The sequence below is a fragment of the Streptomyces sp. CB01201 genome (assembly GCF_002803085.1).
In the GTDB taxonomy this organism is placed as follows: Bacteria; Actinomycetota; Actinomycetes; order Streptomycetales; family Streptomycetaceae; genus Streptomyces; species Streptomyces hundungensis.
In genome coordinates, this window is sequence record NZ_NNBJ01000001.1 from 909,848 (window position 1) to 930,661 (window position 20,814).

The following is a 20,814-nucleotide window of genomic DNA, read 5'->3' on the forward strand; positions in this document are numbered from 1 at the left end:
CATGTGACGCGGTCTCCCTCCACTCCCGGCATGCGGGGTGGAGGGAGACCGCGTTGCGAGCGCTCGGCGCACCGACGGCCGGTGGCTGCCGGAGCCGTGCCGAGACGGCCGTGAAGGGTCCGCTCGGGAACTCAGCGGCGATGACGGTTGTGGTGTGGGCTGCGCAGGGTGAGGACGACCGCGAGAGCGACGGGCACGAGGATGAGCGTCGTGAACATCATGCAAGACGCGTGCCCGTGACGCCGCGCCCTACACGCGCTGTCACCCGTGCGGGACGGTCCGCTGCTGCAACCGCTCCCTTGTTCCACCTGCGTGGATCCTCGTTCCCGGCGCTCGTCCGGGGTGAACGGCAACACGTTCGGGGTATCCGCCGCCTGCGCGCGAACCGCTGCCCCGGGCGGGCGTACGTCAGGCGCGGCAGCGCAGCATCTCGAAGGCCGGGTTGGCCCGGTAGTCCGCCCAGAACGCGTCCCCGTACGCCTCGATCCCCGTGGGCGACACCGTGGTCGGCACCCAGGTGAGCTCGCTGAAGCCCGCCTTGGTGAGTGCGGTCTCGAACACCTCGCGCCGTGCGAGCCCCGAAGTGAACGAGATCGGAACGCCCTCCAGCAGAGCGGTGGTCCGCACCCGGGGGCCGGTTTCGAACTCCTCACCCGTCAGCTCGGTGAGGAATCCGTACGGGCGCGGCGACGGCCCGGAGAAGTCGTAGTCCGGTGTCTGGTGGAGCATGAAGAAGTCGCCGCCGCTCTTGAGGTTTTCGTGGACACGACGACACAGAAGCTCGAACTGGCCCACCGTTTCGGCGTAGTTGAGCAGCATCACCGCGGTCGCCACGTCGAACGGCTGCTCCGCGGGCGGCAGGTCGGCCACATCGCCCACCGCGTACCGAACACCCAGTGGGTTCGCCCGCTCGATGCCCAGGGCGGCGGCGATCATCTCGCCGGAGACATCGATGCCGAACACGTCCGCCGCACCGCGCCGTTTCACCTCACGGCTGTAGAAGCCGGTGCCGCAGGCCAGGTCGATCACCTTCTTGCCGGTGACGTCGCCGACCAGGGCGAGGAAGCTGGGTGCCTCCACGTACCGGGCCAACGGCAGCGCCTTGAACCCCTCGAACGCCTCGCCGATCCCGTCGTACGTCTCCTGTGTGCTCACCGCACACTCCTCCCGTAATGATGTCCTGGTTCGGACACCCGGCAGTCTCTCCACACGTGGTGGAAGGCCCGTACTGGCAGAAGCTCCAAAGATCGGTCGGGTCGGGGCGGGGGTCGCACGAACGAGGGGCGGCCACCCGGCATCCGGGTGGCCGCCCCTCGCTGTGGACCGGGCCGCCCCTCGCTGTGGACCAGGCCGGCCGTTGCTGTATTCCGGGCCGGTCAGGCGGGCCTGCCGCCGAAGGGGGCGCCGGTGCCGTAGTAGGTGCCGAGTTCCTCGTTGTAACCGGAATTGCCGAGGTGCTTGTCCCGGTCGAACTCGGGGGCGTTCTTGATCTGCTCCTTGGTGCGGTCCACGTAGATCTTCTGCTCGTCCGCGTCGATGCGTTCGATCGTGCCGGCGGGCAGGAGTACTTCCTTGCCGAAGATCCACGGACCGGTGTCGACCACGATGTAGGCGGATCCCACCTCGTCCGAGTGCTTGTCGACCTTGCCGATGGAGCCGTCCGTCGCCTCGACCTTGTAGCCCGTCAGATCGGCACCGGCCAGGCGGCCGGACGTCTCGCGGTAACCCCAGATGCTGTCGGACATGAGAACAACCCCTTCATCAATTCCATCGATCGCGCTATCCGCGGCCCTGTTTCCTTCTCTCGATTTCCGTCTCTCGAATGGGAGAACCGGGAGGTGGACGAGATCCGCTGACGCTCCAGGTGCCCCCGAATATCCGTTCCACGCGGGCAATCGGCGATTTCTCGCGGGCGCCGTAGGGAATTCGCCGGCGCCTCAACCCGTCGATTCGTGGGGGACGGGATGATCGGGCCGCTTGCTTCCGGAGTGCGGGGCCCCACGACGACCCGTGCCCGCCTCGTCGGTGTCCGGGATCCCGGGATCGGGCCGCTCACTCCGCGCACCGGCCGCGGACCGGTCCGGCGCTTCCCACGGATCACCGTCGGCGCCGGCCTGCTGGTCGGGCAGATCGTGGGGTATCGGCTCGGGTACGGGAGCCCCGGCGGCTCCCGGCCCTTCGGGCCTGCGGTCGCTCATGGCGAAGTACTCGCTTTCGGTCGGCGCTGTGTCGCGCTGCGCGTACCCCGCCGGGCGCGGGTGATTCCGCCCGAAAACGGCTTCCGGACGGGGCACTTGAACGTACTGGGCCCGTCCCTGGGCAGCGCGCGTGCGGTGCCGGGCGGACTGGCGCGGAGCGGCCTGCGCACCGCGCGGAACTAACCTGGTCACAGGCAGGGCACTTCGACAGGGTTCGGTACGCGGCGGGACGCGCCGCGGGCGGGGGAGAGATGGCGGCGAAGTCGCGCGGCGGTGTGGTGGTTCGCGGGGTGGGGATGGGAGGCGCGCCCCGGCCCAGCGATCGCGCCTCGATCCGGCGGACCAACCTCGGTCTGGTGCTGCGTCTGCTGCGCGACGCCGGTCCCCGGTCGCGCGCGCAGATCGCGGCGGACACCGGTCTGCCGCGCCCCACCGTCACCAACCTGGTCGCCGAACTCGTCGAGCTGCGCCTGGTGCGCGAAGGGGACTCGCAGCGGGAGGGCGCCGTGGGGCGACCGGGGGTGAGCGTCGAGATCGACGGCCGGACCATCTGCGGCCTGGGTCTGGAGATCAACGCCGACTACATCAGCGCCGTGGCCCGGTCCCTGCGCGGTGACTGCGTCTTCGAACGCCGGATCCCGCTCGACGTCCGCGCCACCGGGCCCGAAGCGGTGCTGGACACGACAGCCGAGCTGATCCGCGCGGCCGACGCGGCCGTGAGCAGGGTCGACGCCCGGCTCGTGGGCGCGGCGCTGGGAGCGCCCGGCAACATCGACCTCGGCACCGGCCGCGTCCTGTACGCCCCGAACATCGGCTGGCGGGACGTGCCGGCCCTGGCCGGACTGCGCGGACGCCTGGGCCGGGCCGCTCCGCTGCTGCACCTGGAGAACGACGCGAAGCTGGGCGCCATCGCCGAGTATGCGATCGCCTCGGCCGCCGGCATCCACGACCTGATCTCCATCACGGGCGACATCGGCGTCGGCGGCGGCATCATCAGCGGTGGCCGACTCATGCGCGGCGCCCGGGGCTTCGCCGGCGAGATCGGCCACATGCCGCTCGCCCCCGGCGGCCGGCTCTGCAACTGCGGCCGCCGCGGCTGCTGGGAGACCATGGTGGGCCTCGGCGCCCTGCTGCGCCACGCCGCCGACCCGGACGACGCCGTCCATGACGCGGCCCTGGACGTCGCCACGCGCCTCGCCGAGCTGCGAGGGCGGGCGGAGGCGGGCGACCCCCGCACCCTGGCCGCGCTGGACCACATCGCCGACGGCCTCTGCCTCGGCATCGCGCTCTTGGCCGATGTGCTCAACCCGCGCGCGGTCGTCCTCGGCGGCTATTTCCCGGTCTTCGCCGACCAGATCCTGGACCGCGTACGCGAAGGCGTGGCGCGCCGCGTCATGGCCCCCGACTCGGGCGGCTGCGAGATCCTCCCCTCGCCCCTGGGCCTGGACGCCGCGGCCCGCGGCGGGGCCCATCTCGCCCTCGACGCCGTGTACGAGGACCCGAGCGCGGCCGTTGTGTGAGGGCCAGGACGGTCAACGGGGGAGCGCCATCCGGAACGTCGTGTCGCCGGGCCGGCTGGTGACGGCGATGGTTCCGCCGTGGGCGGCGGTGACGGCCTGGACGATCGCCAGGCCGAGGCCGGTGCTGCCGGTCGTGCGGGAGCGGGCGTGGTCGCCGCGCACGAACCGGCCGAAGACCTCCGTCTGAAGGTCCTCGGGAATGCCGGGACCGTCGTCGCTCACGCTCACGGACACCTCGGTGCGCTCGGCGGCGAGCGCGACCGTGACCGAGGTGCCGGGCGGAGTGTGGGTACGGGCGGTGGCGAGAAGGTTGCCGATGGCCTGCTGGAGGCGGTGGGCGTCACCGGTGATGTCGACGGGCGCCTCGGGCAGGTCGAGGAGCCAACGGTGGCCGGCCCCCGAAGCACGCGCGTCGTCCACGGCGTTGAGGACGAGCAGCGTCAGATCGACGGGGTCGTGATCGAGCGGACGCCCGGCGTCCAGGCGGGCCAGCAGCAGCAGATCGTCCACGAGCCGGGTCATGCGCCGGGACTCGCCGTCGACGCGTTCCAGGGCATGGCGCACCTCCGCCGGGACGGGCCCGTGGTGGCGCAGCGCGAGTTCGGCGTGACCGCGGATGTTGGCGACCGGGGTGCGCAGCTCGTGGCTGGCGTCGGCGGCGAAGTGCCGCAGCCGCTGCTCACCGGCCTGGCGGCGGGTGAGCGCGTCCTCGACATGACCGAGCATGTGGTTCAGCGCGCCGCCGACCTGACCCACCTCCGTATGCGGATCGGCGTCCGGCAGCGGCCCCGGCATGGCGATCTCCCCACTGGCGAGCGGGAGTTCGGCCACCTCCGCCGCGCGCGCGGTGACCCTCTGCAAGGGGCGCAGCCGGATCCGTACCCACAGGGCGGCCGCGAAGCCGGTGACGACGAGGGCGGCGCCGAAGAGTGCGGCCTCGACGGCTTCGAGGCGGTGGACCGTCTCCTCCACCGGGTGCAGGGGCAGGCCCGTGAGGAGGATGTCCTGGTCGTCCCCGCGCACGGCCATCACCCGGTAGGCGTGCAGCGGGGCGAGGCGCAGGGTGTGGCCGTGCCCGTCCGCGGGAACGGCCGCCAAGGCGCGGCGGCCCGCGGCGTCGGGCGCGAGAGTGCGGTCGGTGGCGTCGGCCACGACGGCGGCCTGAGTGACCGTGCCGTTCAGGAGCCGGGCGCCGAAGGTACCCTCGGCCTGCCCCCGGGTGTCGGGCCGGTTGTCGGCGTCCGGGGTCGCCTCGTGCTCCAGGCTGGCGGCGAACCGGCCGCCGGAGGAGGCGAGTTGCTCGTCCAGACGCCCGATCAGGAATCCCCGCAGGGCCACGGCGGTGGCGGTGCCGACGGCGAGACAGGCGAGGGCGAGCAGCACGACGAGCCCCACGGTGAGCTGCCCGCGCAAGGTGCGCGGCGGCAGCCGCCTCATGAGGCATCCGGCTTGAGGACGTAACCGACACCGCGCACGGTGTGGATCATCGGAGCCCGCCCGGCGTCGATCTTCTTGCGCAGATAGCTGATGTACAGCTCGACGATGTGGGCCCGGCCGCCGAAGTCGTACGCCCAGACCCGGTCGAGGATCTGCTCCTTGGACAGCACGCGGCGGGGATTGCGCATCAGGAACCGCAGGAGTTCGAACTCCGTACGGGAAAGGTCCAGAGCGACGCCGGCGCGATGGACCTCCCTGGCCTCCTCGTCCATGGTGAGGTCCCCGACGGTCAGCCGGTGCGCGCCGGGTGCGGCGGCCATCCCGGCCCGCCGCAGCAGACCGCGCAGCCGGGCCAGTACCTCTTCGAGGCTGTAGGGCTTGGTCACATAGTCGTCGCCCCCGGCGGTGATACCGGCGATGCGGTCCTCGACCGTGTCACGGGCGGTCAGGAAGAGCACACACACCCGAGGTGCCTCGCGGCGCAGGGCCCGCAGCACGCGCAGCCCGTCGAGGTCGGGCAGCATCCAGTCCAGGACCACCGCGTCGGGGCGGAAGTCGCGGGCGACCGCGAGCGCGCTCGTCCCGTCCCCGGCGCTGCGCACCCGCCAGCCTTCGGCGGTCATGACGGCGCTGAGCACGTCGGTGACATCGGGTTCGTCGTCCACGACCAGGACCCGTACGGGCGCTCCGTCGGGGCGGTGCAGCTGGGAAGGGGGGTGCGGCTCGTTCATCGTTCCCCAGCATCCCCCGGCCCCGCGTGCCCCGGGGCGCACCGTTCCTTTGAGTTTCCTCTGAATCGGCTCCGAGGACGGCCGCGGGCGGCGCTTTCAGAGGGTTCACAGAGGTTCGGCTGTGAGGCTGGCCGCTCCTCGCCCGGACGAGCCCCTATGGGAGGCGCCCGATGACCACCGCGTTCACCAGCACCGCACCGGGACGCGCTGTCGGACACCACCGGCGCTCGCGCCGCAGCCCGGTGCCACTGCTCGCGCAATCGCTGATCTGGGCCGGTGCCGGGGGAGTGCTGGCCCTGTGGTGGAGCGATACGAACGCGGTGGTCGGCCCCGCGGGATGGCTCACCGGCGCGGGCCGCATCACCGGCCTGCTCGCCGGTTACGGCTGCGCGGTGCTGCTGGCCCTCATGGCCCGCGTGCCCCTGCTCGACCACACGGTCGGCACCGACCGCCTCGCGCGCTGGCACGCACTGGGCGGGCGCTGCACGGTGTCGCTGGCCCTCGCCCACACCCTGCTCATCATCTGGGGCTCCTCGGTGGCGTCCCATTCGAACGTCATCAGCGAGACGTCCACCCTGGTCCTCAGCTTTCCCGATCTGCTCAGGGGCACGGCCGGATTCCTGCTGTTCCTGCTCACAGCAGTACTCTCGGCACGCGCCGCCCGGCGCCGGATGAGCTACGAGACGTGGCACTATCTGCACTTCGCCACCTACCTGGCCGTCTTCCTCGTCTTCGGCCACCAGCTCTCCGACGGGGCCGACTTCGTCGCCAACCGAACCGCCCAGGCCGCCTGGTACGCGCTGTTCCTGGGTGTCGCCGCACTGCTGATCCGGTACCGGTTCCTCGTTCCCGTACGCCGTGGACTGCGACACCGGCTGCGCGTGGTGGCGGTACGCCCCGAAGCCCCGGGGGTGGTCTCCGTCCACCTCACCGGCGAGCACCTGGACCAACTCGGCGCCCGACCGGGCCAGTTCCTGCGCTGGCGCTTCCTGACCCGGGGGCTGTGGTGGACCGCCAACCCCTACTCGCTGTCCGCCCCCGCGCATCCTCAGCACCTGCGCATCACGGTGAAGGCGACCGGAGGGCACAGCGCCGCCCTCGCCCACCTGAGGCCCGGTACCCGGGTGTGGGCCGAGGGCCCCTACGGCAGCTTCACCGCGGACCGCCGCACGGGCTCCAAGGTGCTCCTGCTCGCCGGAGGCGTCGGCATCACCCCCCTGCGGGCCCTGTTCGAGACGCTGCCCGGCGAGGTGACCCTCATCCACCGGACCCGCCGCGTCGACGACCTCGCCCTGCGCGCCGAGATCGACGCCATCGCCGCCCACCGGCAGGCCGCCGTCCACTACGTCGTCGACGAGCCGGCCCGTCACTCCTCGCCGCTCACGGCCCGGGCACTCAGCGATCTGGTGCCCGAACTGGCCACGCACGACGTCTACTTGTGCGGTCCGCCGGGCATGACACGGACCGCGATCGAGGCCCTGCGCGCCGCCGGTGTGCCGGCCCGGCACATCCACCACGAGTCGTTCGAGTTCTGAGGAGAACGCGCCATGCGCCGCGCCGTCGTCGCCACCACCGGAACCAGCGCGCTGATCGTCACGCTGCTGGCCCTCAAGCCCCATCAGGTCCCGGTTCCCGCCAGTACCGCGCACCCGTCCGCCTCCTCCGCCGCACCCGCGGGAAGCACCCCATCGGGCGCGGCCACCGGCACGTTCACCGGGGACCCCGTCGACACCCGGTACGGGGCCGTGCAGGTCGCCGTCACCCTGGCCAAGGGCAGGATCACCGCGGTGAACGTGCTGCGGGCACCCGACGAGAACGGCCGCGACCAGCGCATCGCCGACTACGCCCTGCCCCGTCTCACCCAGGAGGCGATCGGCGCCCAGAGCGCCCGGATCGACGCCGTCTCCGGGGCGAGCTACACCAGCCAGGGCTACGCGCAGTCCCTGCAAAGCGCCCTGGACCGGGCCGGTGCCTGAGCCCGGAGCCGGACAGCGACACGTCGAGCACGTGATGGGCACCGTGTTCTCGTTCGACATCCGGGACCGGCCCACCCCCGCCATCCGCCACGCCCTGACGGAGGCCGTACGCCACCTGCACCGGGTGGACGCGGTGTTCTCCACCTACCGGCCCGACAGCCACATCAGCCGGCTCGGCCGCGGCGACATCCACCTCGACGACTGCCCGCCCGAGGTCCACGAAGTCCTGGCCCTGTGCTCCCGGGCCGCCCGCGCCAGCGACGGCTACTTCAGCGCCACCCCCGCGGGCGCCCTCGACCCCTCCGGACTCGTCAAGGGCTGGGCCACGGAGGCGGCCTCGCGCATCCTGCGTGACGCGGGCGCACGGCACACCTGCGTCAGCGGCGGCGGAGACCTCCAACTGAGCCTGCCGGACGCCGACTTGCCCCCTTGGCGCATCGGAATCGCCCACCCCCTGCGGCCGGGTGGGCTCGCCACCGTCGTGACCGCCCACCACGACCTGGCCGTCGCCACGTCCGGGACCGCCGAACGCGGTCCCCACATCCTCGACCCGCACCGCGGCGCCCCCGCCACCTCCCTCGCCTCCCTCACCGTCATCGGCCCGCGCGTGACCCCCACGGACACCTACGCCACCGCCGCCTTCGCCCGCGGCCACGGCGCCCGGGAGTGGCTGGAGGCCCTGGACGGCTACGAAGGCTTCGCCGTCCTGCCCGACGGCCGGCAGTGGCGGACCTCGGGCTTCGACCGGTACGGGTCGTGAGCGCCCCCGACCGGCCCCGGACCCGGCGGGCGGAACCGCCCCCGGATCATTCCGGATGCCGCGCCCGCCGCCGCAGCCACTAGCTTGACGGTCGTCCGCCAGCGCGACGAGCCCGGGGAGCAGTGATGACGACGACCGCGACCACCGCCCGGCCAACGGCCGCCGACCTCGGGCAGCAGGAGCGCAAGGTGCTCCGCGCGATCGGTTGCGGACTGCGGGACGACGAGATCGCCGCCGCTCTCGCGATCCCCGAGGACTCGGTGGCCGGGCACGTGGCGCGCGTCCTCGCCCGGCTCGGGCTGCGCGACCGCTCCGCCGCCATCGTGCACGCCTTCGACTGCGGTCTGGTCGTCCCCGGCCGCGGCCCCCGCACCTGGGCGCCGAGCCCGGTGCCGCGAGCCGCCGCGGGCCGGGCCGAGGTGCGCCAGGTGCGGATCTCGGTGCTCGGCCCGCTCCAGGCAGCACTGGACGGGCGGCTGCTGAACCTGGGGCACCTCCGCCAGCAGGCCGTGCTGGCGGCGCTCGCGCTTGCGGCCGGGCGTACGGTCAGTCAGCGTGAACTGCTCGACGGCATATGGGAGGTGGAGCCGCCCCTCACCAATGTGATCCCGGTGTATGTCTACCGTCTGCGCAAGGCCCTGCGCACCGGGGACGACCCGGGCTCGGTGATCGAGCACAAGCGCTGCGGCTACCGGCTGGTGCCCGGCGCGGTCGATGTGGACGTGACGCGGTGGGAGCGACTGCTCGCCGACATCACCCGGGCCGAGCGCGCGGGCCGGGCGGCCGAAGTGCTGGCTTCCTGCTCCCGGGCGCTGGCCCTGTTCCGCGGTGAGCCGCTGGCCGGTCTGCCCGGGCCGCTCGCCGAACTGGAGCGGACGCGACTGCACGAGAGCAGGGTCGCCCTCATGCAGCGCAAGCTGACCTGGCAACTGCGACTGGGCCAACACCAGCAGGCCATCGGCGAGTTGTACGCCCTCGCCGCCGCCCACCCCTTCAACGAGCCGGTGGCCGCGCTGCTGATGCGCGCCCTGTACCGGACCGGCCGGCAGGCCGACGCGCTGACCGTCTTCGAGCGTGCGCGCCGCCGGCTGGCCGAAGACCTGGCCGTGGTGCCGGGCCGGATGCTGCGACGCACGTACGAGATGATCCTGCACGGCGACGAGGCCGGCCTCGCGGGACCCGCCACCGGACGCGCCAACGGTTCCCTCTCCGGCGCCGTCGCCGACTTCGCGCCCGCTCCGGAGCCGCGCACCGCGGCCGGTTAGCCGGCCGCGGTGCCCGGTCGAGACGGGTGGGACGGTCGAGGAACTCCTATCCGGGGTACCAAGCGCCGTTGTACCAGGTCTCGTTGGCGACGTCGTTGTGGTGATCCATGTCGAAGTCCGGCCAGTAGTTGTCGTTGTGGTTCTTCGGGTAGGTCCCGATGCCGGCGGACTCGTCGCAGATGTAGTCCCAGTAGCAGATCGTCTTGACCGGCACATTGCCGAAGTCCCGGTCGGCGCCCGCGAGCGGGGCGCCGATGACGCCGCCGAACGGCGTGGCACTGCCGTTGGTGCCGGGAGGGCCCTGCCGCTTCGGGTCCGCGAGGAGAATCGCGTTGACGTTGTCGAACGTCCTCCAGTTCTCGCTGACCCACACGTGCACCACCGCGGCACCCATGGAGTACCCGCCCATCTTGACGTGCTGCCACGGGCAGGCGGCACGTTGCAGCCGGACCAGCCGGTTCAGCTCACCCACGCCCTGCCGGACGCTCGGGCCGCTGGGAACCTGGCTGAAGTAGCTCACGTGCTGCTGGATGTTGCCGTGGAACCGGTCGTTGTCCCAGGTGCTCCAGGTGCCGCCGACCACGATCGTGTAAGTGCCGTCGCACGAGGCCGCGGCCCCCGCGGAGGCCGCCTGTGCGGTGGTGCCCTGGGCTGCGGACAGCCCGGCCGTCAGCAGAAGTCCGGCTCCGGCGGCTGCGATCCTGTTGGCTCGCATTCGATCCTCCCCATGTTGGTGGCCCGTGCGTCCACGTCGTCGCGACGCCGGACGCGGCGGACCAGGTCACCAGCACACTCGCAGCGCGGGATGACATCGCGATGAAACCTCCCGGCGCCGACTCCGGCCGCACACCTGCGCCATCGCGATTTCATCGCCGCTTCCTACCGTGTGGGCGCTCGGACGTGGGTCCGGGCCACAGGGAAGGACGGCTCGATGGCGCGCAGGAGATTCAGAGCGAGGCTGCCGATGGCGGTCATGGCCGCGGTGGCGGTGATCAGCACCATGACGGCCGCGGGATCGCCCGGCGCCACCGCGGCGTCGGCCGCCGCACAGGGACCGGACAAGCCCACGATCCGCTACACCGAATACGGGATCCCGCACATCATCGCCTCCAACTGGGAGGGCCTGGGCACCGGGTACGGGTACGCCGCCGCCAAGGACAACATCTGCACCCTGGCCGACACCTACCTCATGGTCAATGCCCAGCGGTCCCGCTACCTGGGACCCGACGGCCGGGCGAGTCCCGGCGAGCAGCAGAACACCACGACCAACCTCAACAGCGACCTGTACTTCCAGCGCATCAACGACAACCACGTGGTGGAGCGGCTGCTCGACAAGCCGGCCCCCGAAGGACCGGAGCCTGAGGTCAAGGAAGCCATCCGCGGCTACGTCCAGGGTTACAACCGGTACCTCGCCGAGACCGGCGTGAACAACATCACCGACCCCGCCTGCCGCGGAGCGGCCTGGGTGCGGCCGATCACCGAGCTGGACGTCTACCGGCACGCGCACGCCGAGATCATCATGGGCAGCGCCGACGCGCTGCTGGACGGCGAGGTGAACGCCGTACCCCCGGGGGCGTCGGCCGCCGCGCCGCCTGCGTCCACGCCCGCCCGGACCGCCGAGAAGATCCGCGACGCCATGGCCGCGAGCCGCCAACAGAGCATGGGCAGCAACGCGTTGGCGGTCGGATCACAGGGCGTGGCCGGGGGAGCGGGCAGCATCATGCTGGCCAATCCGCACTTCCCGTGGCAGGGCAAGAACCGTATGTGGCAGAGCCAGTTGACGATCCCGGGCAAGGTCAATGTCTCCGGCGGCAGTCTGCTCGGGTTCCCCGCGGTGAACATCGGGCACAACGACGACGTCGCCTGGAGCCACACCATCGCCACGGTGGCCCCGTTCGGGCTCTTCGACGTACAGGTGGACCCCCTGCACCCCACCAACTACCTGGTCGACGGCGCCTGGCAGCCGATGACCTCGCAACAGGTCGCCGTCGACGTGCTGAACAAGGACGGCTCGCTCGGCAAGGTCACCAGAACGCTGTGGTCCACCCGCTACGGTCCCATCACCTCGTCGATGCAGGGTGTCGCGCTTCCCTGGGTGGTGAGCGCGCACGCGGTGCGCGATGTCAACATGGACAACCTGCGGGCGCTCAACACCTGGTTCCACCTGGACCAGGCCACGGACGTGCACGACGTGGTGAACACCCTGGAGACCACCGAGGGCGTGCCGTTCTTCAACACCATCGCCTCCGACCGCAAGGGCAACGCCCTGTACGCGGACATCCAGGCGACCCCGAACATCACCGACGAACACGCGCAGTCGTGCCTCACCGCCACCGGTCAACTGCTGTTCAACCAGGCCCTACGGCTGCCCAATGTGCCCCCGGTGTCCATCTTCGACGGCAAGCGCAGCGCGTGCGACTGGCCCGACGACCCGAACGCGGTCGCGCCGGGGCTCCTCGATCCGCACAAGCAGCCGCGCCTGATCCGCTCCGACTTCGCGGGCAACGCCAACGACAGCGCCTGGCTCGCCAACCCCGAGCAGCCGCTCTCCTTCCCCCGGGTCATGGGCGACACGGCACAGCCCCGCTCGCTGCGTACACAGGAGCTGATCCTGACCGCGCAGAACCGGATCAACGGCACCGACGACCTGCCCGGTCGCGGCTTCACACCCGAGAACATGCGGCAGTTGCTGTTCGCCGACAACAGCCGAGCGGCCGATCTGGCCCTCGACGCCACGGTGACGATGTGCCGGAGCCAGCCCTTCGGACTCATCCTCGTGGACGGCAACCTCGTCAACGTGAGCGAGGCGTGCCCGATCCTGGCCGCCTGGAAGGACCACAACTACGGTGCGGACAGCAGGGGTTCGGTGCTCTTCGAGAACTACTGGGCCAATCTGCTCGCCGGGCAGGCGAACGAGAAACTGCCCTGGCGCGTGCCCTTCGACCCCAAGGACCCGGTGCACACGCCCAATTCGCTGGACCCGGGGAGTTCCGCGGTCCGTGACGCGTTCGGCCGGGCGGTCCTCGCGATGCGCAGGGCGGGCTTTCCGCTGAACGCGCCCTTGTCGGACGTCCAGAGGATCACGCGTGGCGCCGAGCAGATCCCGATCCACGGCGGGATCAGTGAACTGGGGGTGCTGAACGTGGTCACTCCCGGCCAGGTCGACGGCAAACTGGACATCACCTTCGGGTCCAGCTTCATCCAGCAGGTGCGGTTCACCGCGGACGGGCCGCCGCAGGCCGCCTCGGTGCTGACCTACTCCCAGTCGGCCAACCCGAACTCGCCGCACTACGCCGACCAGACCAAGCTGTTCTCGGCCGGCCAATGGGTCACCGAGCGCTACACCGAGGACCAGATCGCGGCCTCGCCCGTACTGGAGACCAAGGTCCTGGACTGAGCCGGAATGCCGGTACGCCGGGGACATCCGGCCAGTACCGGCAGGCCGTTTCATCAGGACGTCATCGCGTTCCGATAGGTTTCCGTGCCGCACGACGAGAAGACTCACAAGGGGGCATGCTGCAATGCGGAGAACGAGTCGATGGCGAACAGTGGTGGCCCTGATGGCCGCCATGGTGGGAATGGCCCTGCCGGCCGGTGCGGCCCAGGCCGCCACCGCCGGACCGACCGGGACCACGGCCACTGCGCCGCCACCGCTGACGAACGGGTTCGGCCTGACCCAGGTCGACACCCCGGCGGGAAGTTCCACCAACTTCTCCATCACGGTGACCACGCCCGAGGTCGCGGGCAAGCACCACATCAAGATCATCCTGCCGAGTGGCTACTACGACGACCCCGCCCGGCGTTACCCCGTGCTGTATTTCCTGCACGGCTCGCCCGACGATCCCGTCGCGCAGAACTATCCGGCGCTGACCACCTCGAACTCGATGATCACCGTGATTCCGGACGGCGGCGCCCGGGGCTGGTATGCCAACTGGCTCAACCAGAACACCCCGGCCGGTGCCCAGAACTGGGAGAACTTCCACATCAAGCAGGTGATCCCGTTCATCGACGCCAATCTGCGCACCATCGCCACCAAGAAGGCGAGGGCCGTCGCCGGGGTCTCCATGGGCGGTTTCGGGGCGCTGCACTACGCCCAGGACCACCCCGAACTGTTCAGCCAGACCGCGTCCCTCTCGGGTGACATCGATCTGTCGGCCAACTCCATGGACCTGCGTCTGGCCGTGGTCGCCTCGCTCATCGACGCGCAGGGCGTGATCTGCGGCTCGTCGTCGGGTGTCTGCGACCCCAACAACGATCCGTACAAGCCGGGTGTGGACAGCGACGCCGCGTTCGGCTCGCCCTATCCGGTCTTCAACGCCGACTGGCGGTGGAACGAGGTGGACCCGTCCCAGCACATGGACAAACTCGCCGGTGTCGGTGTCTCCATCTATGTGGGCAACGGGCGCGGCTCGGCCGTCGAGCCGGAATTCTGGCTCGAAAGCGCGTCGAAGCACGTCAAGGACCGCATGGACGCCCTGGGCATGCCGTACTACTACGTCGACTACGGTGACGGCGCCGCCTGGGGCAGCCAGTGCAACGGCGGCCACAACGGGGGGTGCTGGGAGCAGGACCTGCGCGACCTGATCCCGCGTCTGGAGAAGGCCTTCGCCTCCGCCTGACGCCGAGTCAGCGATCTGGGACCGGACTACGGGACGCCATGTCCCGTCTGACGAGACCCAGTTGAGGGGTCGGACCCTGCCATGGTCATGCGCAGGGTCTCGATCCACCATTCGACCAGATGGTCCCGTGCCGAGGCGTCGAGCCCGACGCTCCTGCGGAACTCGTCGCCGAACAAGGGCTCGGTCGCCACGGCTTGGTGCAGTGCGGCCAGCGTGAGCCGGATCGCCCCGCGTGAAGGCGGCGTCCGGCCGGTGGCCGCACAGGTGGTCATGGCCTGGCTGTGGAGTCGGTGCACGGCCTCGTCGAGCAGTCCGCTGCCGGTGTCCCGCCAACCCAACTGCCGCAGCGCGAGGGCCAGTTCTGCGAATCCGTCCGCGTAGAGCGCGAGCAAAGCGCGGACGAGCCCGGCGGGGTCGGCCGCCTGGTCGTCGTCCCACGCGTCCAGTGCGGCGCGCAGCTCGGACTTGAGCTTCGCACCGCCGAAGCGCAGCAACGCCGACAGGAGCTGCTCGCGGGTGCCGAAGTGGTGGTTGACCGCGGCATCGGACACGCCGACCTCGGCAGCCACCGCCCTCACCTGCACGGCCCCCGGGCCGCCGGTGGAGAGCAGCTTGGCCGCCGCCTCCAGGATCTGACGTCTGGCCTCGTCGGGTGTCCGTCGTACGCGCGTAGCCACCCGCACACCCTACCTTGACCCATCAAGGCAAGCGGCTTACCTTGGAGTGTCAAGGTAGGAGGTGCGCGGATGGGCGAGCAGAGCACGGTTCCTGCGATGACGGACCTGGCGGCGGCACTGGGGGTCCGGATCCGCGACCCCGAGCCGCCCGCGTCCGAGTTCTTCCCCTCCCGTGCGGGCTGCCGACTGCACGCCTACGACTGGGGCGGCACGGGCCCGGCCGTACTCCTGCTGCACGGCGGCGGACTGACCTCGCACACCTGGGACTTCGTCTGCCTCGGGCTGCGTGGCGCTGCCCGGCTCGTCGCCCTCGACCTGCGCGGGCACGGCGACAGCGACTGGTCCGAGGACTACCGCATCGCCGCGATGGCCGAGGACGTCATCGCCGCGGCCGATCACCTCGGCTTCGGCCGGGTGGGTCTGGTCGGCATGTCGCTCGGCGGGGTGGTCGCCGCCCACGTCGCCGACACCCATCCCGAGCGTGTCGAACGCCTGGTGCTGGTCGACGTCGCACCCGGCGTCGACTTCGAAAGCAGCGCCCGCGTAAGGGAGTTCATGGCCGGTCTGGGTCCCGTCGCCGAACTCGACGTGGTGGTGGACGCCGCGCTGCGGGTCAACCCGCGGGCGCACCGTGCGAGCGTCGCCTACCGCATGAGCACCCTGTTCCGGCGCGGGGCGGACGGCGGGTGGATGCCGAAGAACGACCCCCGGCCGCCGGACTTCCCCGCCATCCTCGCCGCCATCGAGCAACTGCCCCTCAGGCTCGGCAGGTTGCCGGTCCTCCTCGTGCGAGGCGGGCGCAGCCGGGTACTCCCGCAGTCCACCGCCGAGCGCCTGGTGGGGCGCCTGCCGGACGGTGGACTCGTGGTGGTCCCGGACGCGGGCCACAACGTGCAGGAGGACAACCCGGCCGCGCTGATCGCCGCGCTGCGGACGTTCTTGACCCGCTGACCCGCTGACCCGCTGGGACTCCGGTCCGGCGCGGAGCTACGGGGTGTAGACGGCGTCGCTTCCGTACAACTCCCTGGTGATGCCCGACAGATAGGTGTGCCGGTCCGTGCCGTCCAGGTTGTAGGTGAGGTACACGCCGTAGCCCTCGCTGACCGTACGCTTCGCGAGGCCGGCCGCCGTGCTCGATGACGTCGCCGCGAAATCGATGGCCGCCGGAGAGAGGGCCGACTTGGGCAGGGCGATGCTCGGGACACCCCACGTGCCGTAGTAGGGGTTCCAGGCGTAGTTGAACTTGGACGAGACGTTCACCCCGCCGTAGGAGAGGCGTGATGCGGCGGGGCCGATGTTGTACAGGGAGATGAGCTTGTCGGGCATGTTGGCGCGCAGCGCGGTGACCAGGTGGACGAACGAGCTGCTGTTGGGCTGCCCGGTTCCGTTGTTGCCGTATTCGGCGTACTCGTCGTCGAAGTCGATGCCGTCCAGACCGTACTTGGCGACCGCGTCGGACAGTTGCCTGGCGAACGTGGCGGCCGCGGCCTGGGACGGGAAGTTGGCGAAGCCCGCGCCCTGGTGGTTGCCGAGTACCGACAGCATGACCTTGATGCCCTTGGCCTGGAGCGGGCGTATCTGCGTCTGGACGTTGTCCAGGACCCGCCGCACGTTGTCGTTGAAGTACAGATACGCCGACTTCTTGCTCGTGTCGTAGTTGATGTTCGCCGCGAAGACGACCGCGACGTCGAAGACGTTGCCGCCGCCGTTGGCCAGCGTGTACTTGCCCACGTTGAGCATGCTCTCGTTGTTCACCTCGACGTAGGCCACCGAGGTCGGACCCTTCTTGGCCGTCGCCGAGGGCGCGGGGGTGGCCGCCGGTGCCGCCTGGGTGGTCGCCGTCGCGCCGCCCACCAGGGCCGCGGCGGCCAGGAGCGCGAGGGCGGCGGTCCGTACTCTGCTCCGGTCGAAGATGCGCATTGTCCATCAGCTCCCTGTCACATGGACTTGCCTCATGAACGCATGGGTTGAACCAGCGGTGGGTTGAACCAGCGACGGGAGCCTGCCACACGGGATGCGACACGGATAGGGTGCCTCCGCTTCTCGCGGACGTACGTCGCCCCACTCACCTCCGTCGATCGGCGGGAAGCTCAGGCGCGTTCGCTCAGGTACGCCTCCAACTCGGCCGCCCCGGCCAGCAGCGACCGCCCACGGTCGCGGAGCCGGCCGTGCCATGCGTGCAGGGTGGCCGTCAACGGTTCGAGCCCGCCGGCCTCCCGCACCCGGGTGATGAGCGGGGCGATCTGCTCCAACAGGTATCCGCCGCGCCGGAGTTGATGCACCAGGCGGGCGTCGCGTACGGCCGCCTCGCCATAGCGCCGGTACCCGGTCAGCGGGTCGCGGTGCGGCCGCACCAGCCCGGCGCGCTCCCACTTGCGCAGCGTCGCGGGCCGGATCCCCAGCGACTGCGCCAACGGCCCGATGAACGTGTCCCCGAGCACGGGCCCGTCGCCCGCGCCTGGCTCCGCCGTGTGCTCCAGGCCGCGCAGGGCGTGCTCCACCGCCTGAAGGGTCCTGCGGTCGTCGAGGAGCCGGCCGTGACTCTCGTCGATCAGCCGGAAGGCTTCCTCCAGGGCGTCCGCGTTGACCGCCCGCATGATCGAAGCCGCCGTCCGGTGACCGTGACCGGGCAGCAGGGCGAGAAAGGCCCGCAGTGCCGTCGCGTGCAGCGGCGTGTAGGAGCGGTAGCCGTTCGGCGCGCGATCGGCGGCCGGGAGGATGCCGGCCTCCTCGTAATTCCTGACGGCCTGGGTGGAAAGACCGTGTCCGCGCGCCAGATCGACCGGCCGGAGCCGAGACCCGCTTTGAAGGTTCCGTCGCATTGTCCTGCCAGGATTCATCCATAAGTTTCAACCGAAAGTTCAACGATACCGTTGAAGGCATGGTTACCGACATCAAGAGCGAGCTCAGGGACTGTGTCCAAGCGCTGGAGGCCCGCGCCGTCATGGGCATGCTCCCGGACCGGCCGCGGCTGCTCGCCCTGGGCGAGCCCACTCATGCGGAGGACACCCTGCTGGACGTGCGCAACGACCTCTTCCGGCAACTCGTCGAGGAGGGGTACCGGACCATCGCCATCGAGAGCGACTGCATGATGGGCCTGGTCGTGGACGACTACGTGACCACGGGGGAGGGCACCCTCGACGACGTCATGGCGCGTGGCTTCAGCCATCCCGACATCGGGCTCGGCGCCTCCGCGGCCAACCGTGAGCTCGTGCGCTGGATGCGCGCCTACAACGAGGGCCGGCCCGCGGGCGAGCGGCTCCGCTTCGCAGGTTTCGACGGCCCCCTTGAGATGGCCGCGGCCGCCAGCCCCCGTGGCGCCCTCACCGCACTCCACGACTACCTCTCCACCCACCTGGGCCCGGACCTCCTTCCCCGCACCGAGCAGAGGCTCGACCATCTGCTCGGCTCCGACGACCGCTGGACCGAGCCGGCCGCCATGTTCGACCCGGCTCGGTCCATCGGGCGATCCGCCGAGGCCCGCGAGCTGCGACTGCTCGCCGACGATCTCTCGGCGCTGCTCGACTCGCACACACCGCGGCTGATCGCGGAGACCTCGCGGGACGGCTGGGACCGGGCCCGTCTGTACGCCCGCACCGCTACCGGGCTGCTGCGCTACCACTTCTGGATGGCCGACACCTCGCCGCACCGCATGACGTGGCTGGTGAGCCTGCGCGACCGGATGATGGCCGACAACCTGCTCGCCCTCGCCGAGCGGGGCCCGGCGATGGTCCACGCCCACAACGGCCATCTCCAGCGGAACCGGAGCACCATGTGGATGAGCGGTCTGCCGGTGGAGTGGTGGAGCGCCGGCGCGCTCGTGAGTGCCCGGCTGGGCAAGGAGTACGCCTTCCTGGCCACGGCGCTGGGCACACTCAGGCACCGGGGCGTGGACGCGCCGCCCCCGGACACGGTCGAAGGCCTTCTGTACGCGCTCCCGGAGCAGCGGCTACTCCTCGACGCGCCCCGCCTGGCCACCGCCCTCGGCGCCGAGCCGCCTGCCCCCAGGGTCTCCCCGTACTACGGCTACGCCTCACTCGACCCGGCGCAGCTCGCTCTGAGCGACGGGATCGTGTTCATCAAGGATGTGCCGTCGATGGCACGTTGACCGTCCGTTCCCGCTGCTCAGCGGAGGTGCTTGGACGTTCCGCCGACGGCCTGGCGCGTCCATGGTCGGGAAAGCGCATTGAGGGCCCGGGCGTTACGGGGGTTGGATTGCGGGCCGGAGCGGAGAGGTCCATCTCCGACGTGTCGAAGGGGGCGGCCATGCTCAAGGGTTGTGTGCCCTGGCCCGAGGGTTTCGTCGACCGCTACTGGGCGGCGGGGCACTGGCGCGGCTACACGCTCGACAACCTGCTGCGCGACTGGGCCCTGGAGCACGGGCCGCGCACCGCGCTCGTGCACGGTGACACGCGCCTGTCCTACGCCCACCTGAACCGGCGGGTGGACCGCATGGCCGCGGCATTCCGGCTGCGGGGCCTGCGGCCCGGCCAACGGGTCGTGGTGCAGCTTCCGAACGTGCCGGAGTTCGTGATCACGGTGTTCGCGCTGATGCGCGCCGGAGCGGTCCCCGTGTACTGCCCGCTCTCGTACCGCACACCCGAAGTGGCGCACATCGTGCGAGTCACCCAGGCGGTCGGCTACGTCGGCCCCGCGACGCACCGGGGCTTCGACCACACCGCGATGGCGGCCGGCATCGCGGCCCAATGGCCTTTCCTGCGCAGGGTGTTCACCTTCGAGGAGCCCGGCACCGCGTCCCCGTACGGGGGTCTGACGACCGACCCCGCGGGCTGCCAGTACTCACCGCTCGGCGCCCTGGACTCCCCGCCCGGTCCGGCACTCGCGCTCAGCGCCGATGAGGTCGCACTCTTCGAACTGGCCGATGCAGAAGGCGAGTTGCCCCGCCTCGTGCCGCGCACGCACAACGACTACGCCTACCAGGCGCGTGCCGCAGCCGAGGTGGTGGGGCTGACCGGGGACGACGTGTATCTGGCCGTGCTGCCCGCCGAGTCGCTCTTCGCGTTCGGCGGGCCCGGCATCGTCGGCACGCTCTCCCTCGGTGGCACCGTGGTCCTGGCCGACGGCCAGGACCCCTCCGCCTGGCTCTCGGCCATCGAGCGCGAGCGGGTCACCATCACCTCGTTCCCCTCCGGCTCCGCCCGTCACCTGGCCGACGTACTCCCCACCATCCAGGCCGACTTGGGCTCGCTGCGCCTCGTGCAGATCTGTGGCGAGCTCCTGCCCCGGGAGGCCGCGGAGCGGCTGGGCGCCGCCTTGGGGTGCCGACTGCAGCCGGTCTTCGGCCTCCCCGAGGGGCTGCTCCTGCTGACCCGGCCCGAGGACCCGGCCGAGACCCTCCTCACCACACACGGCCGTCCGCTCTCGCCCGACGACGAGATCCGCATCGTGGACGCCGACGGCAGGGACGTGCCCGAGGGCGAACCGGGTGAGCTGCTCGCACGGGGGCCCTGCACGACCCGAGGCCACTACCGCGAGCCCGAAGGGAACGCGCTCGTCTTCACACCCGAGGGCTACTTCCGCAGCGGCGTTCTCGCCCGGCGCGACCCGGAGGGAAACGTCGTGGTGAGCGGCCGTCCCGGCGGACCCCGGAATGCCCGCCACGATCACTAG

19 protein-coding genes are annotated in these 20,814 nt (G+C 71.1%); 10 read left to right on the forward strand and 9 right to left on the reverse strand.

All coding sequences use genetic code 11. The annotated features are described in order from the left end of the window. Nucleotides 1–408: 408 nt before the first annotated feature. The 3 genes from CG740_RS04045 to CG740_RS40730 form a co-directional block, all read right to left on the reverse strand. The gene (locus CG740_RS04045; RefSeq protein WP_100573450.1) at nucleotides 409–1,155 is read right to left on the reverse strand and encodes a class I SAM-dependent methyltransferase; all 747 of its coding nucleotides are present in this window, start codon (nucleotides 1,153–1,155) and stop codon (nucleotides 409–411) included. A 221-nt stretch (nucleotides 1,156–1,376) separates the two neighbouring features. After that, nucleotides 1,377–1,745, reverse strand: a complete 369-nt coding sequence (locus CG740_RS04050) for a PRC-barrel domain-containing protein (RefSeq protein ID WP_100573451.1) — start codon at nucleotides 1,743–1,745, stop codon at nucleotides 1,377–1,379. Between the two features lie 192 nt (nucleotides 1,746–1,937). Further along, nucleotides 1,938–2,198 (reverse strand): hypothetical protein, encoded by a 261-nt coding sequence (locus tag CG740_RS40730; protein ID WP_100573452.1) that lies wholly within the window; start codon nucleotides 2,196–2,198, stop codon nucleotides 1,938–1,940. 251 nt (nucleotides 2,199–2,449) lie between these two features. Here CG740_RS40730 and CG740_RS04060 point away from each other — a divergent pair, with 251 nt between their 5' ends. After that, nucleotides 2,450–3,718 (forward strand): ROK family transcriptional regulator, encoded by a 1,269-nt coding sequence (locus CG740_RS04060; protein ID WP_199846316.1) that lies wholly within the window; start codon nucleotides 2,450–2,452, stop codon nucleotides 3,716–3,718. A 12-nt stretch (nucleotides 3,719–3,730) separates the two neighbouring features. Here the strand turns inward: CG740_RS04060 and CG740_RS04065 are convergent, their stop codons facing one another. Together CG740_RS04065 and CG740_RS04070 are read right to left on the reverse strand one after the other, a co-directional pair. Beyond that, complete coding sequence (locus CG740_RS04065; protein WP_100573453.1) at nucleotides 3,731–5,155, reverse strand: sensor histidine kinase; 1,425 nt, start codon at nucleotides 5,153–5,155, stop codon at nucleotides 3,731–3,733. Then, the gene (locus CG740_RS04070) at nucleotides 5,152–5,886 is read right to left on the reverse strand and encodes a response regulator transcription factor (RefSeq protein ID WP_100573454.1); all 735 of its coding nucleotides are present in this window, start codon (nucleotides 5,884–5,886) and stop codon (nucleotides 5,152–5,154) included. Before CG740_RS04070 ends, CG740_RS04065 begins: the two co-directional genes overlap by 4 nt. 170 nt (nucleotides 5,887–6,056) lie before the next feature. Here CG740_RS04070 and CG740_RS04075 point away from each other — a divergent pair, with 170 nt between their 5' ends. The 4 genes from CG740_RS04075 (at nucleotide 6,057) to CG740_RS04090 (ending at nucleotide 9,887) form a co-directional block, all read left to right on the forward strand. Continuing rightward, a complete protein-coding gene (locus tag CG740_RS04075; RefSeq protein WP_100573455.1) occupies nucleotides 6,057–7,421 on the forward strand; it encodes a ferredoxin reductase family protein in 1,365 nt (454 codons plus the stop codon). Between the two features lie 12 nt (nucleotides 7,422–7,433). Then, the gene (locus CG740_RS04080; RefSeq protein ID WP_100573456.1) at nucleotides 7,434–7,862 is read left to right on the forward strand and encodes an FMN-binding protein; all 429 of its coding nucleotides are present in this window, start codon (nucleotides 7,434–7,436) and stop codon (nucleotides 7,860–7,862) included. Nucleotides 7,863–7,896: 34 nt separating this feature from the next. Further along, nucleotides 7,897–8,622 carry an FAD:protein FMN transferase gene (locus CG740_RS04085; protein WP_199846338.1) on the forward strand — a complete coding sequence of 242 codons (726 nt, stop codon included), beginning with the start codon at nucleotides 7,897–7,899 and terminating at the stop codon, nucleotides 8,620–8,622. 125 nt (nucleotides 8,623–8,747) lie between these two features. Then, a complete protein-coding gene (locus tag CG740_RS04090; protein ID WP_100573458.1) occupies nucleotides 8,748–9,887 on the forward strand; it encodes a BTAD domain-containing putative transcriptional regulator in 1,140 nt (379 codons plus the stop codon). A gap of 46 nt (nucleotides 9,888–9,933) precedes the next feature. On the opposite strand, the gene CG740_RS04095 is transcribed toward CG740_RS04090, so the two are convergent. After that, entirely contained in the window at nucleotides 9,934–10,602 is a 669-nt protein-coding gene (locus CG740_RS04095) for a cutinase family protein (RefSeq protein ID WP_100573459.1), read from the reverse strand. Between the two features lie 216 nt (nucleotides 10,603–10,818). Between CG740_RS04095 and CG740_RS04100 the strand changes: the two genes are divergently transcribed. Then, nucleotides 10,819–13,284 carry a penicillin acylase family protein gene (locus CG740_RS04100; protein WP_100573460.1) on the forward strand — a complete coding sequence of 822 codons (2,466 nt, stop codon included), beginning with the start codon at nucleotides 10,819–10,821 and terminating at the stop codon, nucleotides 13,282–13,284. Nucleotides 13,285–13,447: 163 nt separating this feature from the next. Then, nucleotides 13,448–14,506 carry an alpha/beta hydrolase gene (locus tag CG740_RS04105; RefSeq protein WP_376231502.1) on the forward strand — a complete coding sequence of 353 codons (1,059 nt, stop codon included), beginning with the start codon at nucleotides 13,448–13,450 and terminating at the stop codon, nucleotides 14,504–14,506. A 26-nt stretch (nucleotides 14,507–14,532) separates the two neighbouring features. On the opposite strand, the gene CG740_RS04110 is transcribed toward CG740_RS04105, so the two are convergent. Beyond that, nucleotides 14,533–15,183 carry a TetR/AcrR family transcriptional regulator gene (locus tag CG740_RS04110; protein ID WP_159030222.1) on the reverse strand — a complete coding sequence of 217 codons (651 nt, stop codon included), beginning with the start codon at nucleotides 15,181–15,183 and terminating at the stop codon, nucleotides 14,533–14,535. A gap of 69 nt (nucleotides 15,184–15,252) precedes the next feature. On the opposite strand from CG740_RS04110, the gene CG740_RS04115 reads away from it, so the two are divergent. After that, entirely contained in the window at nucleotides 15,253–16,134 is an 882-nt protein-coding gene (locus CG740_RS04115; RefSeq protein ID WP_100573463.1) for an alpha/beta fold hydrolase, read from the forward strand. Between the two features lie 36 nt (nucleotides 16,135–16,170). On the opposite strand, the gene CG740_RS04120 is transcribed toward CG740_RS04115, so the two are convergent. After that, nucleotides 16,171–17,103, reverse strand: a complete 933-nt coding sequence (locus CG740_RS04120) for an endo-beta-N-acetylglucosaminidase H (RefSeq protein WP_100573464.1) — start codon at nucleotides 17,101–17,103, stop codon at nucleotides 16,171–16,173. A gap of 170 nt (nucleotides 17,104–17,273) precedes the next feature. Then, a complete protein-coding gene (locus CG740_RS04125) occupies nucleotides 17,274–18,005 on the reverse strand; it encodes a TioE family transcriptional regulator (RefSeq protein WP_100573465.1) in 732 nt (243 codons plus the stop codon). A gap of 59 nt (nucleotides 18,006–18,064) precedes the next feature. Here CG740_RS04125 and CG740_RS04130 point away from each other — a divergent pair, with 59 nt between their 5' ends. Both CG740_RS04130 and CG740_RS04135 read left to right on the forward strand, forming a co-directional pair. Next, nucleotides 18,065–19,291 carry an erythromycin esterase family protein gene (locus CG740_RS04130; RefSeq protein ID WP_100573466.1) on the forward strand — a complete coding sequence of 409 codons (1,227 nt, stop codon included), beginning with the start codon at nucleotides 18,065–18,067 and terminating at the stop codon, nucleotides 19,289–19,291. A gap of 158 nt (nucleotides 19,292–19,449) precedes the next feature. Further along, on the forward strand, nucleotides 19,450–20,814 hold the full coding sequence (locus CG740_RS04135) for an AMP-binding protein (protein ID WP_100573467.1): 1,365 nt from the start codon (nucleotides 19,450–19,452) through the stop codon (nucleotides 20,812–20,814).

Coding starts and splice junctions, on each gene's coding strand:
- CG740_RS04060 (WP_199846316.1), top strand. CDS start 2,450: ATGGCGGCGAAGTCGCGCGGCGGTGTGGTGGTTCGCGGGGTGGGGATG.
- CG740_RS04070 (WP_100573454.1), bottom strand. CDS start 5,886: ATGAACGAGCCGCACCCCCCTTCCCAGCTGCACCGCCCCGACGGAGCG.
- CG740_RS04125 (WP_100573465.1), bottom strand. CDS start 18,005: ATGCGACGGAACCTTCAAAGCGGGTCTCGGCTCCGGCCGGTCGATCTG.
- CG740_RS04095 (WP_100573459.1), bottom strand. CDS start 10,602: ATGCGAGCCAACAGGATCGCAGCCGCCGGAGCCGGACTTCTGCTGACG.
- CG740_RS04115 (WP_100573463.1), top strand. CDS start 15,253: ATGGGCGAGCAGAGCACGGTTCCTGCGATGACGGACCTGGCGGCGGCA.
- CG740_RS04065 (WP_100573453.1), bottom strand. CDS start 5,155: ATGAGGCGGCTGCCGCCGCGCACCTTGCGCGGGCAGCTCACCGTGGGG.
- CG740_RS40730 (WP_100573452.1), bottom strand. CDS start 2,198: ATGAGCGACCGCAGGCCCGAAGGGCCGGGAGCCGCCGGGGCTCCCGTA.
- CG740_RS04085 (WP_199846338.1), top strand. CDS start 7,897: ATGGGCACCGTGTTCTCGTTCGACATCCGGGACCGGCCCACCCCCGCC.
- CG740_RS04130 (WP_100573466.1), top strand. CDS start 18,065: ATGGTTACCGACATCAAGAGCGAGCTCAGGGACTGTGTCCAAGCGCTG.
- CG740_RS04080 (WP_100573456.1), top strand. CDS start 7,434: ATGCGCCGCGCCGTCGTCGCCACCACCGGAACCAGCGCGCTGATCGTC.
- CG740_RS04135 (WP_100573467.1), top strand. CDS start 19,450: ATGCTCAAGGGTTGTGTGCCCTGGCCCGAGGGTTTCGTCGACCGCTAC.
- CG740_RS04120 (WP_100573464.1), bottom strand. CDS start 17,103: ATGCGCATCTTCGACCGGAGCAGAGTACGGACCGCCGCCCTCGCGCTC.
- CG740_RS04105 (WP_376231502.1), top strand. CDS start 13,448: ATGGCCGCCATGGTGGGAATGGCCCTGCCGGCCGGTGCGGCCCAGGCC.
- CG740_RS04090 (WP_100573458.1), top strand. CDS start 8,748: ATGACGACGACCGCGACCACCGCCCGGCCAACGGCCGCCGACCTCGGG.
- CG740_RS04075 (WP_100573455.1), top strand. CDS start 6,057: ATGACCACCGCGTTCACCAGCACCGCACCGGGACGCGCTGTCGGACAC.
- CG740_RS04050 (WP_100573451.1), bottom strand. CDS start 1,745: ATGTCCGACAGCATCTGGGGTTACCGCGAGACGTCCGGCCGCCTGGCC.
- CG740_RS04100 (WP_100573460.1), top strand. CDS start 10,819: ATGGCGCGCAGGAGATTCAGAGCGAGGCTGCCGATGGCGGTCATGGCC.